At 68.1% G+C, this 15,503-nt stretch carries 13 protein-coding genes; 4 read left to right on the top strand and 9 right to left on the bottom strand.

Going from position 1 to position 15,503, the window contains the following annotated elements; genetic code table 11:
- The first annotated feature begins 32 nt into the window (after positions 1–32).
- Entirely contained in the window at positions 33–1,343 is a 1,311-nt protein-coding gene (locus AC1DH3_RS05570; protein WP_476908783.1) for an APC family permease, read from the top strand.
- Between the two features lie 23 nt (positions 1,344–1,366).
- On the opposite strand, the gene hisS is transcribed toward AC1DH3_RS05570, so the two are convergent.
- Complete coding sequence (gene hisS / locus AC1DH3_RS05565; RefSeq protein WP_441417699.1) at positions 1,367–2,731, bottom strand: histidine--tRNA ligase; 1,365 nt, start codon at positions 2,729–2,731, stop codon at positions 1,367–1,369.
- Positions 2,732–2,967: 236 nt separating this feature from the next.
- On the opposite strand from hisS, the gene AC1DH3_RS05560 reads away from it, so the two are divergent.
- From AC1DH3_RS05560 to AC1DH3_RS05550, 3 genes are all read left to right on the top strand, one after another.
- Positions 2,968–3,774 carry a peptidylprolyl isomerase gene (locus AC1DH3_RS05560; protein WP_441417698.1) on the top strand — a complete coding sequence of 269 codons (807 nt, stop codon included), beginning with the start codon at positions 2,968–2,970 and terminating at the stop codon, positions 3,772–3,774.
- A gap of 61 nt (positions 3,775–3,835) precedes the next feature.
- Positions 3,836–5,488, top strand: a complete 1,653-nt coding sequence (locus tag AC1DH3_RS05555) for a DUF349 domain-containing protein (RefSeq protein WP_441417697.1) — start codon at positions 3,836–3,838, stop codon at positions 5,486–5,488.
- Between the two features lie 91 nt (positions 5,489–5,579).
- Positions 5,580–6,263 (top strand): hypothetical protein, encoded by a 684-nt coding sequence (locus tag AC1DH3_RS05550; RefSeq protein ID WP_441417696.1) that lies wholly within the window; start codon positions 5,580–5,582, stop codon positions 6,261–6,263.
- 13 nt (positions 6,264–6,276) lie between these two features.
- Here the strand turns inward: AC1DH3_RS05550 and AC1DH3_RS05545 are convergent, their stop codons facing one another.
- The 8 genes from AC1DH3_RS05545 to AC1DH3_RS05510 form a co-directional block, all read right to left on the bottom strand.
- Complete coding sequence (locus tag AC1DH3_RS05545; protein ID WP_441417695.1) at positions 6,277–8,670, bottom strand: RelA/SpoT family protein; 2,394 nt, start codon at positions 8,668–8,670, stop codon at positions 6,277–6,279.
- A 143-nt stretch (positions 8,671–8,813) separates the two neighbouring features.
- Entirely contained in the window at positions 8,814–9,821 is a 1,008-nt protein-coding gene (secF, locus tag AC1DH3_RS05540) for a protein translocase subunit SecF (RefSeq protein WP_476892460.1), read from the bottom strand.
- A complete protein-coding gene (gene secD, locus AC1DH3_RS05535) occupies positions 9,822–11,582 on the bottom strand; it encodes a protein translocase subunit SecD (RefSeq protein WP_476908782.1) in 1,761 nt (586 codons plus the stop codon).
- A 106-nt stretch (positions 11,583–11,688) separates the two neighbouring features.
- Positions 11,689–12,117, bottom strand: a complete 429-nt coding sequence (gene yajC, locus AC1DH3_RS05530) for a preprotein translocase subunit YajC (RefSeq protein WP_441417692.1) — start codon at positions 12,115–12,117, stop codon at positions 11,689–11,691.
- A gap of 213 nt (positions 12,118–12,330) precedes the next feature.
- On the bottom strand, positions 12,331–13,452 hold the full coding sequence (ruvB, locus tag AC1DH3_RS05525) for a Holliday junction branch migration DNA helicase RuvB (RefSeq protein WP_441417691.1): 1,122 nt from the start codon (positions 13,450–13,452) through the stop codon (positions 12,331–12,333).
- Positions 13,445–14,089, bottom strand: coding sequence for a Holliday junction branch migration protein RuvA (ruvA, locus tag AC1DH3_RS05520; protein WP_476908781.1), 645 nt, complete (start codon positions 14,087–14,089; stop codon positions 13,445–13,447). Before ruvA ends, ruvB begins: the two co-directional genes overlap by 8 nt.
- An 83-nt stretch (positions 14,090–14,172) precedes the next feature.
- Complete coding sequence (gene ruvC, locus AC1DH3_RS05515) at positions 14,173–14,751, bottom strand: crossover junction endodeoxyribonuclease RuvC (protein ID WP_476908780.1); 579 nt, start codon at positions 14,749–14,751, stop codon at positions 14,173–14,175.
- A complete protein-coding gene (locus AC1DH3_RS05510; protein WP_441417688.1) occupies positions 14,748–15,503 on the bottom strand; it encodes a YebC/PmpR family DNA-binding transcriptional regulator in 756 nt (251 codons plus the stop codon). The genes ruvC and AC1DH3_RS05510 overlap by 4 nt, the downstream gene beginning before the upstream one ends.

Below are 15,503 nucleotides of genomic sequence, written 5' to 3'. Positions count from 1 at the left end.
CGAGTTTACCCGTTGGAAAGGCCCCACCCGCCATGGCTAGCCATCCGCCCGTGCCGGGGCAGCTAAAGCGCCGACTCGGCGTCGTCGATTCCACCGCGATCGGTCTCGGCTCAATGCTGGGCGCCGGCGTGTTCGTGGTGTTCTCCCCCGCCGCAGCCCTCGCCGGGCCGCTGCTCACCGTCGCAGTGGCCCTGGCCGGCCTGGTGGCCTACTGCAACGCGGTGGCGTCGGCACAGCTGGCCGCCAGATATCCGTCCAGCGGCGGCACCTACGTGTACGGCCGCCGGCAGCTGGGCGAATGGCCCGGCTTCATCGCCGGGTGGGGTTTCGTGACCGGCAAGACGGCTTCCTGCGCGGCCATGGCTCTAACTTTCGGGCATTACTTGGCGCCCGGCTTCGCTACGCCGGTGGCGGTTGCCGCCGTCGTCGTGCTGACCGGCGTAAACCTGCTGGGCATCACCCGTACGGCGCTGCTGACCAAGATCCTGCTCGCCGTCGTGCTGGCCACGCTCGCGTTCGTTTCCGTGGCCTCGGTTATCGGCCCGCACCCGGAAGGCGCCGGCGCGGCGCTGGGCGGACCGTTCGGGGCAATATCACTCCAGGCGCTACAGCCCGGTGCCACCGGCGGGGCGTGGGGCGTGTTGCCTGCGGCGGGGCTGATGTTCTTCGCCTTCGCCGGGTACGCACGGATCGCCACCCTGGGCGAAGAGGTCAAGGATCCAGCCACCACCATCCCGCGGGCCATCCTCGCCGCCCTCGCCGCGGCCTTCCTGATCTACCTCGGACTCGCGGCCCTGCTGCAGTGGCACCTGCCGGCGGACCAACTGGCCGGCTCATCCGCCCCGCTGCTCGACGCCGTGACCAACTCGTCGCTGCGCGCCGGCGCCCCCTTCGTACAGGCCGGGGCCGCCGCCGCGTGCCTCGGCGCCCTGCTGGCGCTGATCACCGGCGTGGGCCGGACCACCATGGCGATGGCGCGGGAAAGGGACCTGCCCGCCCCGCTGGCCCGGGTCGGCGGGGCGCACACTGTTCCGGTCGTGGCCGAGCTGACCGTCGCCGCGGCCGTGATCGTGCTGTTGCTGACCACGAGCGTGCTGACGGTGGTGGGCTTCTCCAGTTTCGGTGTGCTGATCTACTACGCCGTGACGAATGCCGCCGCGTTCACCCTCACGGGCCCCCGCCGCCTCGCCCGGCGCTGGCTCAATGCCCTCGGATTCGCCGGCTGCCTGGTCCTGGCCGTGACACTGCCGCCCGCCTCGGTGCTGGGCATGGCGGCGGTGCTGGCTGTGGGCGTCGCCGGACGGTTCCTGGTGCTGGCGCACCGCGGGCGCAGCGGACGCTGAAACGGTGCGCGCCGCGGAAGGGCTTAGGCCCTGGTCACGCGGACGTGCAGGTCCTCCTCGGCCGGCGCCCAGCCGGCCGGATCGGCGTCGCCCTGCTCGCCGGTGCGGATGTCCTTGACCTGGTGCTTGCCGTCGTCGTCGGTGAACCAGACGAACGGGATGCCGCGGCGGTCCGCGAACTTGATTTGCTTGCCGAACTTCTCTGCCTTTGCCGCGACCTCCGTGGCGATCCCGCGGGCGCGCAGCTGCGCCGCGACGTCCTGCGCCGCGCCCCAGCTCTCGTCGTTGGTCAGCGCCACCAGAACGGCGGTGGGCACGGCCCGGGACGCCTTGGCCAGCTCCTGGCTGAGCATGCGCGACACCAGCCGGGTCACGCCGATCGACAGTCCGACGCCGGGGAACTTCCGGTTGCCCTTGCTCGCCAGCGCGTCGTACCGGCCGCCGGAGCAGATCGAACCCAGCTGCTCGTGGCCCACCAGGACGGTTTCCACCACGGTGCCGGTGTAGTAGTCCAGACCGCGGGCGATGCTGAGGTCCGCGACCACCTTGCCAGGCGCGCGCTGGACGGCGGCGGCTATGACCTGCTCCAGCTCGTTGAGGCCTTCCTCGAGCAGCTCGTTGCTCACGCCGAGCGCCCGGACCTGCTGCACGAACGAGGTGTCCCCGGTTCGGATTCCGGCCAGCTTGAGCGCTGCCTGCGCCTGCTCCTCGGTGGCGCCGAGCTCGGTCTGGAGCAGCTCAGCGACCTTGGCCGCGCCGATCTTCTCGAGCTTGTCGATGCTGCGCAGGACCCCTGCCGTGTCGGTCAGGCCGATGCCGTTGTAGAAGCCCTCGGCCAGTTTGCGGTTGTTGACCCGGAGCAGGAAGTCCGGGATCGGCAGGGCACCCAGCGCCTCAGCGATCACGAGCGCGATTTCGACGTCGTAGCGGAACGGCAGCTCGCCGTCGCCGACGATGTCGATGTCCGCCTGGGTGAACTCGCGGGCGCGGCCCTCCTGCGGACGCTCACCGCGCCAGACTTTCTGGATCTGGTAGCGCCGGAACGGGAACGCCAGGTAACCGGCGTTCTCCACCACGTAGCGCGCGAACGGCACGGTGAGGTCGTAGTGCAGGGCCAGGGCGTGCGGATCGGCCTTGTGGGACGCGGCTGGGTCGCTCGTAGCGCCGCCGGCCCCCTCGTCGTCCTGCAGCCGGCTGAGGCCGTAGACCTCTTTGTCGATTTCGCCCTTGCGGAGCAGCTGTCCCACCGTCTCCACGGCGCGCGTCTCAATGGAGGAGAAGCCGTGCAGTTCAAAGGTCCGCCGCAGGGTGTCCAGCACATGCAGTTCCACCAGCCGCTCCTCGGGAAGCCACTCGGGGAATCCGGACAGGGAGGCGGTGCGTGCCATGGTGGAATTTTCTCCTCTGATAACGACGGCGGCTGCAACGGCCGCGGCGTCGCGCGCTGACCGGCCAGTCGTGCATAAACTGTGTGCGGCAGTCAGTTTATGCTTTCGGCGCGCGCATCTCTAATGCGCGGCTCTGAAACGGTTGCCGCCGGCGGTACTGCCGGAAGCTTGCGTGTTGCACCCGGATCGGCGCCGACGGCGCGGCCCGGGGTGCGGCCCTACAACCAGGAGGACTTTTGGCGGCCAGTTCACGGAGCGCCCGCGAAGCCAAGCGGCGCGTCCAGCAGATGGAGGCGAAGCGCGAGCTGCGCCGGGAGCAGGACAAACGCCGGAAACGCGACAATGTCCTCGCGACCGCCGGCGGCGCCGCCGCCCTCGTCCTCGCCGTCGTGCTGCAGCTGACGGTGTTTTCCAGCAATCCCAGCGAGGACGAGTTCAAGGCCGCGGAAGCCGGGCTGCAGAGCCCGTCGGCCTCCGCCACCCCGTCCCCCGCCGCGAGCAACGGCGCGAACATTCCGAAGCCGGAGACCGCGTCCGGCAAGACCTTCACCGGCACCCTGGCCCTCAACCGCGGCAGCCTGGGGGTCACGTTGGACGGCAGCAAGGCTCCGCAGGCGGCCGCCGTGTTCAAGTCCCTCGCGGACAAAAACTTCTACAAGGGCCTCAGCTGCCACCGGCTTACCACCGCCGCGTCCTTCGGCGTGCTGCAGTGCGGTTCCAAGTCCGGTGACGGCAGCGGCGACCCCGCGTACACCTGGGGTCCGCTGGAAAACACCCCTGCCGACAACAAGTACCCGGCCGGCACCATCGCCGTGGCACGGACCGGCGGCAACGCGTACGGCAATGGAACCCAGTTCTTCATCGTTTACAAGGACACCGTGATCCCCGCCGACGCCGCCGGCGGTTACACGGTGGTCGGCAAGGTCACGTCCGGGCTGGACGTGGTCAAGAAGATTGCGGCGGCCGGCGTCAAACCCGGCGCCAGCGCCACGGACGGCGCACCTGTGGAACCAGTCACGATAGACTCGTTCTCTCTGAAGTAACCAGCCGGGGCCCTCGCGGCCGCGGTGCCGGTATTTCCCTCCAAGCGAAAGACTTCTAGCGGTGACAGACAGTCAGAAATCCGACGAAACAGTGGCAGCAGCTGCCAACGAGACCGAAGCCGAGGTTACGGTGACCGAGACGGCCAACGAGCCCGGCGGCGCCAACCCGGCCACGCCGGAAGTACAGGAGGCGGGAGCCCCGGAGCCCGCGGCAACGGAGGCCGACCCCGCATCCGCAGAGGCGGACGTGCAGCCCGAGGCCGAGGAAGCAGTCCAGCCCGAGGCCAAGGAAGCAGTCCAGCCCGAGGCCGCCGCCGCCGCCGCAGAATCCGCACCGGAATCCCGCCCGGCCCCGGCTCCCGCGCCCCGTCCGGCCCCGTCACCCGCCGCCTTTGCCGCACGCCCGAAAGCAACGCCATCGCTGGCCGCGCCCGCCGCCACCCCCTCCTCCAGTGCCACATCGCTTGCCGAGGCAGCACGCTGGGGCCGCGTCGAGGGCGACGGCCACGTGTTCCTGACCATCGATGGCGAGGAACACCCGGTCGGCCAGTACCCCGGCGTCAGCGATGATGAGGCCCTCGGCTACTTCGCCCGCAAGTACGACGACGTCGTGGCCCAGATCGTTCTGCTCGAGCAGCGCGTTGCCTCCAAGGCCCCCGCGACGGACATGCAGAAGACGGTCACGCACCTGCGCGAGCTGCTGGCCGAGCGCAACATGGTGGGCGACCTCCGAGCCGCGGAGGGTCGCCTGGACACGCTGTCGGGCCAGATCACCGAACTCGAAAAGACCGAGAAGGCGGAGCACGACGCCGTCCGCGCCGCCGAGCTGGCAGCCCGCGAAGCGATCGTGGCCGAGGCCGAGGAGATCGCCGGGCACGATCCCGCGCAGATCCAGTGGAAGACCTCCAGCGCCCGGATGAACGAGCTCTTCGAGAGCTGGAAGACCGCCCAGAAGAGCGGCGTCCGGCTTGGCCGCAGCAACGAGGACGCGCTGTGGAAGCGGTTCCGCGCCGCCCGCACCGTCTTCGACCGCCACCGCCGCGCGTACTTCTCGCAGCTGGACAGCAACAACTCCGCGGCCAAGGCGGCCAAGGAGAAGCTGATCACCGAGGCCGAAGCGCTGTCCTCCTCGACCGACTGGGGCTTCGCTGCCGGCGAATACCGCCGCCTGATGGATCAGTGGAAGGCCTCGCCGCGCGCCAGCCGCAAGGACGACGACGCCCTGTGGGCACGTTTCCGCGCCGCGCAGGACGTCTTCTTCACCAATCGCCAGGCCGCCAACGAGGAGATCGACCAGGAGTACGGGGCGAACCTCAAGGTGAAGGAAGCCCTGCTGGTGGAGGCCAACGAACTGCTCCCGATCAAGGACCTCGCCGCGGCCAAGAAGGCGCTGCAGTCCATCCGTGACCGCTGGGAGGAAGCCGGCAAGGTTCCCCGCGCGGACATGGGCCGGATCGAAGCCGGCCTGCGGAAGGTGGAGGACGCCGTCCGCCACGCCGAGGACGAGAACTGGAAGCGGTCGAACCCGGAAACGAAGGCCCGCACCAACAGCGCCCTCTCCCAGCTGGAGTCTGCCATCGCGGGGCTGAAGGACGATCTGGCCAAGGCCGAGAAAGCCGGCGACGAGCGCAAGATCAAGGCAGCCCAGGAAGCCCTGGAGGCCCGCCAAGCCTGGCTTGAGCAGCTCGAGCGGTCAGCCAGCGAACTCTCCTAGGAACAGCTAGCAGCGACAGGCCCCTCCCGGTTATCCACATGACCGGGACGGGGCCTGTTTCGCGTCCGGGGCCACGCGGCACGATGGCTGAATGACCCTGCGCCCCGGCTACCCCGCCGCCAGTTCCCCGGGTGCCGGCCCCGCGGCTGGCGGCCAGCCGGCGTCCGCTCCGGGCCAGCCCGGCGGTGCACCGTCGGTGCTCTACTCCCCCGGGACGCTGTTCTCATGGGCGGAGCTGCAGGCCATGGCGTCCGACGGCGTGCTGACGCAACTCTCCCAGCGCGGCTACCTCCCGCCCGGCGCCGCGTCCACCCCGCAGCTGCGCGCCCGGGCGGCGGCCTGCACCATTCCGCCGCCAATCCGGCAGCGCGTGGTCGCGGGACGGATGACGGCGGCGTGGATCTACGGCTGCGCCGGGGAACCGGACCGGACGGCCCTGCTCGTGGACGCCAACCGGCGCGTTTCAAGCCTCCGGGCCACCCGCGGCTGCACCTTCCATGAGGTGCGGCTGGGGCCGTTCGACGTCGTCAGCCTCGGCGGGCTCATGGTCTCCAGTCCGCTGCGGACGGCAGTGGACATCGCCCTGCATGTGGACGCAGAGCGGGCAGTGCCCGCCCTCGGAGCCTTCCTGGCCGCGCCGGAGCTGAACGTGCGGCTGCGGTTGCTCATCCGCGCGGTGGAGGCCACGCCCCGGCTGCCGTACCGGAGGTCGGCCCTGGCGAAACTCGCGGCCTTGCTGCCGGAGCAGGACCGCGGCACTGTCCCGGATTGTTAGCCGGTCCGGGATGCTAGCTGCGGCGGCGGTTGCCCGTGGTGCGATAGACGTCGAAGACACCGTCGATGCGCCGGACGGCACTGAGCACGTGGCTCAGGTACTTTGGATCGCCCATCTCGAACGCGAACTTGGAGATCGCCACCCGGTCGGTGGAGGTGTGCACGCTAGCGGCCAGGATGTTGACGTGGTTCTCCGAGAGGATCCGGGTGACGTCGGAGAGCAGGGACTTGCGGTCCAGGGCCTCCACCTGGATTTCCACCAGGAAGACGCTGGACTGGGTCGGCGCCCACTCCACCTCGACGATCCGGTCCGGCTGGTCCATCAGGCCGGACACGTTGGTGCAGTCGGTCCGGTGCACGGAGACGCCGGAACCGCGTGTGACGAAGCCCAGGATCGGGTCCGGCGGCACCGGGGTGCAGCAGCGTGCCAGTTTCACCCAGACGTCATCGACGCCGCGGACCACGACGCCGGAGTCCGAGTACCGCGTCTTGGTGACCTGCGTGGGGATCGAGATCTCGGTGAGGTCGTCCTCGGGAGTTTCGTTCCCTCCGAGGCTCTCGACGAGCCGCTCCATCACGGACTGGGCCGAGGTGTGGCCGTCGCCCACGCCCGCGTAGAGCCCGGAGATGTCCGCGTACTTGAAGTCCTCGGCAATCGCGGCGAGGGCGTCGTGGGTCATCAGGCGCTGCAGCGGAAGGTTCTGCTTGCGCATTGCCTTGGTGAGCAGTTCCTTGCCGCGGTCGATCGCCTCTTCGCGGCGTTCCTTGCTGAACCACTGCCGGATCTTGTTCCGCGCACGGGCACTCTTGACGAAGTGCTGCCAGTCCTGGCTGGGGCCGGCGCCTTCGGCCTTGGAGGTGAAGATCTCCACCCAGTCGCCGTGGTTGAGTTCGCTGTTGAGCGGCACGAGTTTGCCGTTGACGCGCGCGCCGATGGTCCGGTGCCCGACTTCGGTGTGGACCGCGTACGCAAAGTCCACCGGCGTCGAACCGGCCGGGAGGGCCATGACCTCGCCCTTGGGCGTGAACACGAACACTTCGCGGGCGTTGATCTCGAAGCGCAGCGAATCGAGGAACTCGCCGGGGTCGGAGGTTTCCTGCTGCCAGTCCACGAGCGACCGCAGCCAGCCCATGTCCCCGTCGCGCGGGCTCCCCGGACCGGCCGCCGTGCGGTTGGGCTGGTCCTTGTACTTCCAGTGCGCGGCGACGCCGTATTCGGCGCGGCGGTGCATCTCGTGGGTCCTGATCTGGATTTCCACCGGCTTGCCGCCCGGGCCGATCACCGTGGTGTGCAGCGACTGGTACATGTTGAACTTCGGCATCGCGATGTAGTCCTTGAACCGGCCCGGGAGCGGGTTCCAGCGCGAGTGCATGGCACCGAGGGCTGCATAACAGTCGCGCACCGAGTCGACGAGAACCCGGACACCCATCAGGTCGTTGATGTCGTCGAAGTCCTTATCGCGGACGATCATCTTCTGGTAGATCGAGTAATAGTGCTTGGGCCGGCCGGTAATCGTGGCCTTGATCTTGGCCGCGCGCAGATCCTCGGTGATCTGGTTGCGGATGACGGCGAGGTTCTTCTCCCGCTCTGGGGTGCGGTCCCCCACCATGCGCACGATTTCCTCGTAGACCTTCGGGTACAGCGCAGCGAAGGAGAGGTCCTCGAGTTCCCACTTGATCGTGTTCATGCCGAGCCGGTGGGCCAGCGGCGCAAAGATCTCCAGGGTTTCGCGGGCTTTGCGGGCCGAGGACTCGGCCGAGACAAAACGCCAGGTGCGGGCGTTGTGCAGCCGGTCCGCAAGCTTGATCATGAGCACGCGGATGTCCTTGGCCATGGCCACGACCATCTTGCGCACGGTCTCGGACTGGGCGGCCTCGCCGAAGCTGACCTTGTCCAGCTTGGTCACGCCGTCGACCAGCATGGCCACCTCCGGACCGAACTCACCCTTGAGATCATCCAGGGTGTACGAGGTGTCCTCGACGGTGTCGTGCAGCAGGGCGGCGGCCAGCGTCGTCCCGCTCAATCCCAGCTCGGCCAGGATCGTCGCCACGGCCACCGGGTGCGTGATGTACGGGTCGCCGCTCTTGCGCTTTTGTCCGCGGTGGCATCGTTCCGCCACGACGAAGGCGCGCTGGATCAGTTCGAAGTCGTCCTTGGGGTTGTTGGCGCGCACGGTGCGCAGCAACGGCTCCAGAATCGGCGAGTACGAGGGCGTTCCGCGGCCGGTCAGGCGCGCCAGCCGGGAGCGGGTGCGTTCGCGGCGTCCGGGGAAGGTGGGCCGGGTTCCGGAGTTGTCGACGGGCACGGCCGTGTCCGGGCGTCCGGCAGCGACCACGCCAGTCTGGGGCCCCTGGCCGGTAGCCTTATCCGCCGGGGCTGCAGGGACCGGCGTCGAACGTTCTTCCAATGAAGCACCTCTCACAACCCGTTAATTATTCAAGTCTATTCCCGCAGCAGGACACTTCGATAACCGGGACCAACGGCCACGGGCCGGAGAACGTCGCGGGGACGTTCTCCGGCCCGTCGGGCGGTCTTCTGCGGGCCTGCCGGCTAGGCCGTGGCCGGCGCCGCCTTGGCGGCATTCTCGGTGCGGCGCTGCTGCACGCGCTTGGCCTGCTTGATCAGGTCCGGCTCCCCCTGGCGCAGCCAGGCGTACAGCGGGGCGGCGACGAAGATGGTCGCCGCGGTGCCGATCAGGATGCCCACGAACAGCGCCAGCGAGAGATCCCGAAGGGTGCCCGCGCCCAGCAGTCCGGCCCCGATGAAGAGGATCGCGCCGACCGGGAGGATGGCGACCATCATGGTGTTGATGGAACGCACCAGCGTCTGGTTGACGGCGAGGTTCACTTCTTCGGCGAACGTGCGCCTGGTGGATGCCTGCAGGTCCGAGGTGTTTTCCCGGATCTTGTCGAACACCACCACGGTGTCGTAGAGCGAGTAGCTGAGCACCGTGAGGAAGCCGATGATGGCCGAGGGGGTGACCTCGAAGTCGCTCAGCGAATACACCCCGGCCGTGACGAACATCGTTACCGCCATGCCGGCGAGGGCGGACAGGGACATTTTCCAGGTCCGGAAGTACAGCGCCATCAGGACTGCGGCAAGTCCCACGAAGATGGCGAGGCCGAGCAGCGCCTGCTTGGTCACGTCAGCGCCCCAGGTGGGCCCCACGAACGTCGAAGTGACCTCGTTGTCGGTCACGCCATAGGCCTTGGTGAGGCCTTCCTTGACCTTGATCACCTCGTCGTCGCTGAGCTTGTCCGTCTGGATGCGCATGGTGTTGCCGGCGACGTTGGCGACGCGCGGCAGGCTCCCGGAGACGACTTCCTGGACGGCCTTCTCGCCGAGGGCGGCGTCGCGGTCCTTGACGTTGGAGACCGTGAACTCCGAGCCGCCGCGGAACTCGATGCCCAGGTTGAAGCCGCCCTTGGCGATCGGCAGCAGGATGGAAAGCGCGACGGCGGCCGCGGCGATCAGGAACCAGATCTTCTTGGAACCGACAAAGTCGTACGAGCGCTTGCCCGTGTAAAGCTCGTTACCGAAAGTGGCGAAGCTGGCCATTTACTTGCCCTCCTTGGACGCGCTCTTGGAGGAACCAGCAAGCTGTTCCTGCTTTTCCGCGAGGCGTCGTTCTGCAATGGTCATCCGGCGTTCGGCCTCGGCCGCGGCACCGGTGTTCTTGGCGCGCGGGGCCGCAACCGGCCGGTCCTCCGGCGTGCGGGTGCGTCCGGCTCCCCGGTACAGGGGCACGGCGCCGAGCCGCTTCGGGTCAAGGCCCGAGAACTTGTGGCCTTCGCCGAAGAACTTGGTGCGGGCCAGGACCTGCAGGGTCGGATGGGTGAACATGAAGACCACGATCAGGTCAGCGATTGCGGTCAGGCCCAGGGTGAAGGCGAAGCCGCGGACGTTGCCCACCGCCACGAAGTAGAGCACGAGGGCTGCAAGCAGGTTGACGGCCTTGGACGCCAGCACGGTCCGCTTGGCCCGCTTCCAGCCGTTTTCCACGGCCGAGACCAGGCCGCGGCCTTCGCGCAGCTCATCACGGATGCGTTCGAAGTAGACGATGAACGAGTCCGCCGTCTGGCCGATTGCCACGATGATGCCGGCCACACCGGCGAGCGAGAGGCGGTAGTTCTCGGTCCAGCCGAGGATTGCGATGGCCAGGTAGGTCAGCGCACCGGCGACGACGAGCGAGGCGACGGTGACAAAGCCGAGCGCCCGGTACTGGAACAGCGAGTAGACCACAACCAGCAGCAGGCCGATCAGGCCGGCCAGCATGCCCATCCGCAGCTGCTCACCGCCGAGGGTGGCGGAGATCTGCTGGTCGCTCTGGATCTCGAAGCTGATCGGCAGGGCGCCGAAGCGCAGCTGGTCGGAGAGGGCCTTGGCGGACTGCTCGGTGAAACCGCCGGTGATCTGCGGGCGGCCATCGGTGATGACGGCCTGGGCCCGCGGGGCGGAAATGACCTGGTCGTCCAGGACAATGGCAAACTGCGCCTTCGGGTCCGAACCGGTCTCGCCGCCGGCAGCGACGTAGAACTTGTTCAGCCGCTCGGTGACCGTCTTGAACTTGGCAGTGCCCTCGTCGTTGAACTGGATGTCGACAGCCCACTGGTTGGTCACCGCGCCCTGCGCGCCGCGCTGCAGCTGGAAGGACGAGGTCGTGATGTCCGAGCCCTTGACCTCAACCGGCCCGAGGATGTACTTGATTGCGGGCCTGCCGTCGGAGGCGGGTTCGCAGGTAACCAGCGGCTTGGCCGGATCGGAGCGTTCCTGCTTGTCCTGGGACGGGTTGTCGCAGTCGAGCGCCTCAAACTTCTTGTAGACGTCCGCGGTGACCCAGTTCTCGTCGCTGCTGTTCTTGGGCGCGGCGGTCGGCTTGGGCAGCTTGTTCGCGGGGGTCCGGGACGCGACCGGGACGGCTGCGCCGGCGCCGGCCTGGATGACCGGGCGGAAGTTCATGTCGGCCGACGCCTGGATCAGCGCACGGGTCTCCTTCGACGGAGTGCCCGGAAGGCTGACGACGACGTTGCGGCCGGACTGCGTGCTGATTTCAGCTTCCGCGACGCCGGAGCCGTCCACACGCTGGCGGATGATCGCCACGGCCTGGTTGAGCTGTTCTTCGTTGATGTCCGAACCGCCCTCCACCTTGGGCGCCAGGATCATCTGGGTGCCGCCTTCAAGGTCCAGTGCCAGCTTCGGAGCCCAGCTCGCCTGCCCGGCCATGGTGCCGCCCGCCAGGACGGCAGTCAAGACGGCGAGAATTACGCCAAGCCAGACCAGCACCCTGAGGGCTGAGTTTTTGGGGCCAGTTCGTGCCATTGTCGATCTTTCTATTGTTTACGGAGGAACCGCCGGTGCGGCCTGTCAGGCCTGCACCGGCGGATGCCCGCGCACCGTAGCTTCGCGGGATAGCTCAGGAGGCAGACTAGCTGTCTTTCTTGCCTTCGTCGTTCAGGCGGCGCAGGGTTTCGTCCGGCGTTTCGTGGCGGGGCGCCTCACCGGCGGTGGCGGCGCTGTCGACGCCGTCGATGGTGGCATCGGTCTTCCCGAGGGTCAGCGAGGAGGCATCGTCGGGAACAACCGTCGGTTCCTCGGCGGCAACAACCGGCTCAACGATCTTGGTGACGGCCTGGCGGTGCACGGTGGCGGTGTTGCCCGGGGAGAGCTCCAAAACAACCTTGTTCTCGGCTTCGTCGATCTCAACGATGCGGCCGAACAGCCCGAAGCTGGTCATGACGTCAACGCCGGTGCCGAACTTCGACTGGAGCTCTGCCTGCTGCTGCTGCGTCTTCTTGTTGCGGCGGAACATCATGAAGACGAACACGCCGAGCATGACGAACAGGAGAATAGTCATTGGATCCAAGGGGAAAGTTCCGTTCTGTACTTGCAAGCTGGTTTCACAGCAACGTCCGTTCCGTTCCGGGGCCGCCTGGTGTGGGCCCTGGCAGTAGACCTGGCAGAAAATCATGCCCGGCCGGCAGCGGCTAGCGGTAGCCGCACACGGAAACAATGGCCCGAACGTGCCGAGCGTCATACCAGTCTAAAGGGAAAAGGTCACTAGCGAGTGCTATTGACTATTACGGATCCATTCCGGATCGACTTCGCCCTCGGCATCCACGCCGAAGCCGGCCGGTCCACTATCGGGGGTGCCGGCCTGGAACAGGTCCAGCGGGTCCTGCCCGAAGGCGCCGGCGGGCACCGCAAAACCCAGGTGGGTCCACGCCGGGGCCAGGGCAATCCGACCGCGCGGCGTCCGGCCCAGCAGACCCTCCCGGACCAGATATGGTTCGGCGACGGTTTCCACCGTTTCGGTTTCCTCGCCGACGGCGATCGCCAGGGTGGACAGGCCCACCGGTCCGCCGCCGAATTTGGTGATCAGCGCCTCCAGGACGGCACGGTCCAGGCGGTCCAGGCCGCGTTTGTCCACTTCGTACATGTCGAGGGCAGCGGACGCCGTCCGGGCGTCGATTTGATCCACGCCGTGCACCAGGGCCCAGTCCCGGACGCGGCGGAGCAGGCGGTTGGCAATTCGGGGCGTGCCCCGGGACCGGCCGGCGATCTCGCTGAACCCGGCCGAATTCACCTTCAGGTCCAGCAGGCCGGCGGAGCGCCGCAGCACCAGTTCGAGCTCCTCGACGGAGTAGAACTCGAGGTGGCCGGTGAAACCGAACCGGTCCCGCAGCGGCCCCGGCAGCAGCCCGGCGCGGGTGGTGGCGCCGACCAGGGTGAAGGGCGGGAGCTCGAGCGGGATGGCGGTGGCCCCGGCGCCCTTGCCGACGACGATGTCGACGCGGAAGTCCTCCATGGCCATGTAGAGCATCTCCTCGGCCGGGCGGGACATCCGGTGGATCTCGTCGAGGAAGAGGACTTCGCCCTCGGACAGCGAGGAGAGGATGGCGGCCAGGTCACCGGCGTGCTGGATGGCCGGGCCGCTGCTGATCCGCAGCGGGGCGTTCATCTCGGCGGCGATGATCATGGACAGCGTGGTCTTGCCCAGGCCGGGCGGCCCGGACAGCAGCACGTGGTCGGCGCTGCGGCCGCGCATCCGGGAGGCCTCCAGGACGAGGGAGAGTTGTTTGCGGACCCGGTGCTGGCCCACGAAGTCGTGCAGGTTCTTGGGCCGGAGGGCGGCCTCGATCGCGCGCTCCTCGGGTTCCTCGCCCCCGGCGACGAGCGACGGCTCAGCCACGGGCGCCTACCCTGTTGCCGGCGCGGGCGCCGTCCTGGCCCAGCCAGCGCAGCGTGGCGCGGAGGATTTCCGCGACGTTGCCCTTTTCGGCGAGCTCCGGGGAATCAGCCAGTGACTTGTCGATGCTGGCGGTGGCGTCCTTCTCGGACCAGCCCAGGCTCGTCATCGCGGCAACCACCTGCGGCTTCCACACGGCTTCGGCGGACACGGCCGGCGCGGAGCCTCCGGGCGTGCCGTGCGGGACCAGCTTGCCGGCCAGTTCCAGCACGATCCGGCCGGCGACCTTGGGGCCGATTCCGGGAACCTTGGTGAAGGCCTTGCCGTCACCGGAATGCGCGGCGACCCGGATCGCCTCGGGCTCATGGACGGCCAGGACGGCCAGGGCCAAGCGCGGGCCGACGCCGCTGACGCTGAGCAGCACGTCGAAGACCTCACGTTCGTCGTCGCTGGAGAAGCCGAAAAGGGTCAGCGAGTCTTCGCGCACGATCAGGGAAGTAAAGAGCTTGCCCTCGTCCCCGACGCGGAGCTTGCTGAGGGTCTGCGGCGTCGCGTTGACGCTCATGCCGGCGCCGTTGAGGTCGATCACTGCCGAGGACAGGCCAACGTGCGCTACGGTTCCGCGGAGAAAACTGATCAAGGCCTGGCTCCTGGGTCTACGGCTGGGTTGGCAGCCGGCTATCCGAACATATCTACGAATACCCTAGCAAGCGCCCCGGACATTCAGCGCGCGCGGCGCGCCTTGGCCTCCGCGTCGGCCCAGGCGCGCTGGGCCGGGGTAAGGGACTGGCTTCCCGGCCCTGTGGTGGCCACCGCGGCACCACTGCCGGCCCGCCACGCGTGTGTGATGGCCAGTGCCAGCGCATCGGCGGCATCGGCTGGCCGCGGCGGGGCATCCAGCCGCAGGATCTTGGTGACGAGCTTGGTGACAGCGTCCTTGTTGGACGTTCCACTGCCGGTCACGGCGGCCTTGACCTCCGAGGGCGTATGCAACGCCACCGGGATGCCGCGGCGCGCGGCGGCCGCGATCACGACGCCGGAGGCCTGGGCCACACCCATGACCGTGCTGACGTTGAGCTGGGAGAAGACACGTTCGACGGCGAGGACCTGCGGCTCATACTTATCCAGCCAGTCGTCGATCGAGGTGGCGATGACAAGCAGCCGCTGGTCCAGGCTCTCCTCCGGGGAGGTACCGACGACGCCGAACGCCACCATCGTGGCGCGCCGGTTTTTCTCGACGTCCACGACGCCGATGCCGCAGCGGGTGAGGCCCGGATCGACGCCGAGGACGCGAAGGGTCACTCGGCTTCCAGTGCGGCCTGCACTTCGTCGCTGAGGTCTGCGTTGCTGTAGACGTTCTGCACGTCGTCGAGCTCTTCCAGGGCATCCACGAGCTTCATGAACTTCTTGGCGGCGTCGAGGTCCAGCGGCACCTGCATGGAGGGCACGAACTCGGCCTCGTCGGTGTCGTAATCGATTCCGGCTTCCTTGAGCGCATCGCGGATGGCCTGCAGGTCAGTCGGTTCGGAGTGGATCTCGAAGCTGTCGCCGTTGTCCTTGACTTCCTCGGCGCCGGCGTCCAGGACGGCCATCAGCACGTCGTCCTCGCTCAGGCCGTTCTTGGGCAGCGAGACGACGCCCTTGCGGGAGAACAGGTAGCTGACCGAACCGGGATCGGCGATCGTGCCGCCGTTGCGGGAGATGGCGAGCCGGACCTCGGAGGCCGCGCGGTTCTTGTTGTCCGTAAGGCACTCAATCAGCAGGGCCGAACCCTGCGGTCCGCGGCATTCGTACATGATCTCGGTGTAGTCCACGACCTCGCCGGTGAGGCCGGCGCCGCGCTTGATGGCGCGGTCGATGTTGTCAGCGGGGACCGAGGTTTTCTTGGCCTTGGTGACGGCGAGTTCCAGGCTCGGGTTGCCGGCGAGGTCGGGTCCGCCCATGCGCGCGGCAACTTCGATGTTCTTGATCAGCTTGGCGAACGACTTGGCCCGGCGGCTGTCCAGGATGGCCTTCTTGTGCTTGGTCGTCGCCCATTTGGAGTGGCCTGACAT

The sequence above is a fragment of the Arthrobacter sp. 05L428 genome, assembly GCF_056397665.1.
The sequence above is the reverse complement of the archived record's forward strand: the minus strand, read 5'-3'. Positions and strand labels throughout refer to the sequence as shown.

Excerpts from the sequence above, each read along its gene's own strand:
- AC1DH3_RS05510 (WP_441417688.1), bottom strand. The coding sequence starts at position 15,503 with ATGTCAGGCCACTCCAAATGGGCGACGACCAAGCACAAGAAGGCCATC.
- secD (WP_476908782.1), bottom strand. The coding sequence starts at position 11,582 with ATGGCACGAACTGGCCCCAAAAACTCAGCCCTCAGGGTGCTGGTCTGG.
- hisS (WP_441417699.1), bottom strand. The coding sequence starts at position 2,731 with ATGGCACGCACCGCCTCCCTGTCCGGATTCCCCGAGTGGCTTCCCGAG.
- secF (WP_476892460.1), bottom strand. The coding sequence starts at position 9,821 with ATGGCCAGCTTCGCCACTTTCGGTAACGAGCTTTACACGGGCAAGCGC.
- yajC (WP_441417692.1), bottom strand. The coding sequence starts at position 12,117 with ATGACTATTCTCCTGTTCGTCATGCTCGGCGTGTTCGTCTTCATGATG.
- AC1DH3_RS05550 (WP_441417696.1), top strand. The coding sequence starts at position 5,580 with ATGACCCTGCGCCCCGGCTACCCCGCCGCCAGTTCCCCGGGTGCCGGC.
- AC1DH3_RS05570 (WP_476908783.1), top strand. The coding sequence starts at position 33 with ATGGCTAGCCATCCGCCCGTGCCGGGGCAGCTAAAGCGCCGACTCGGC.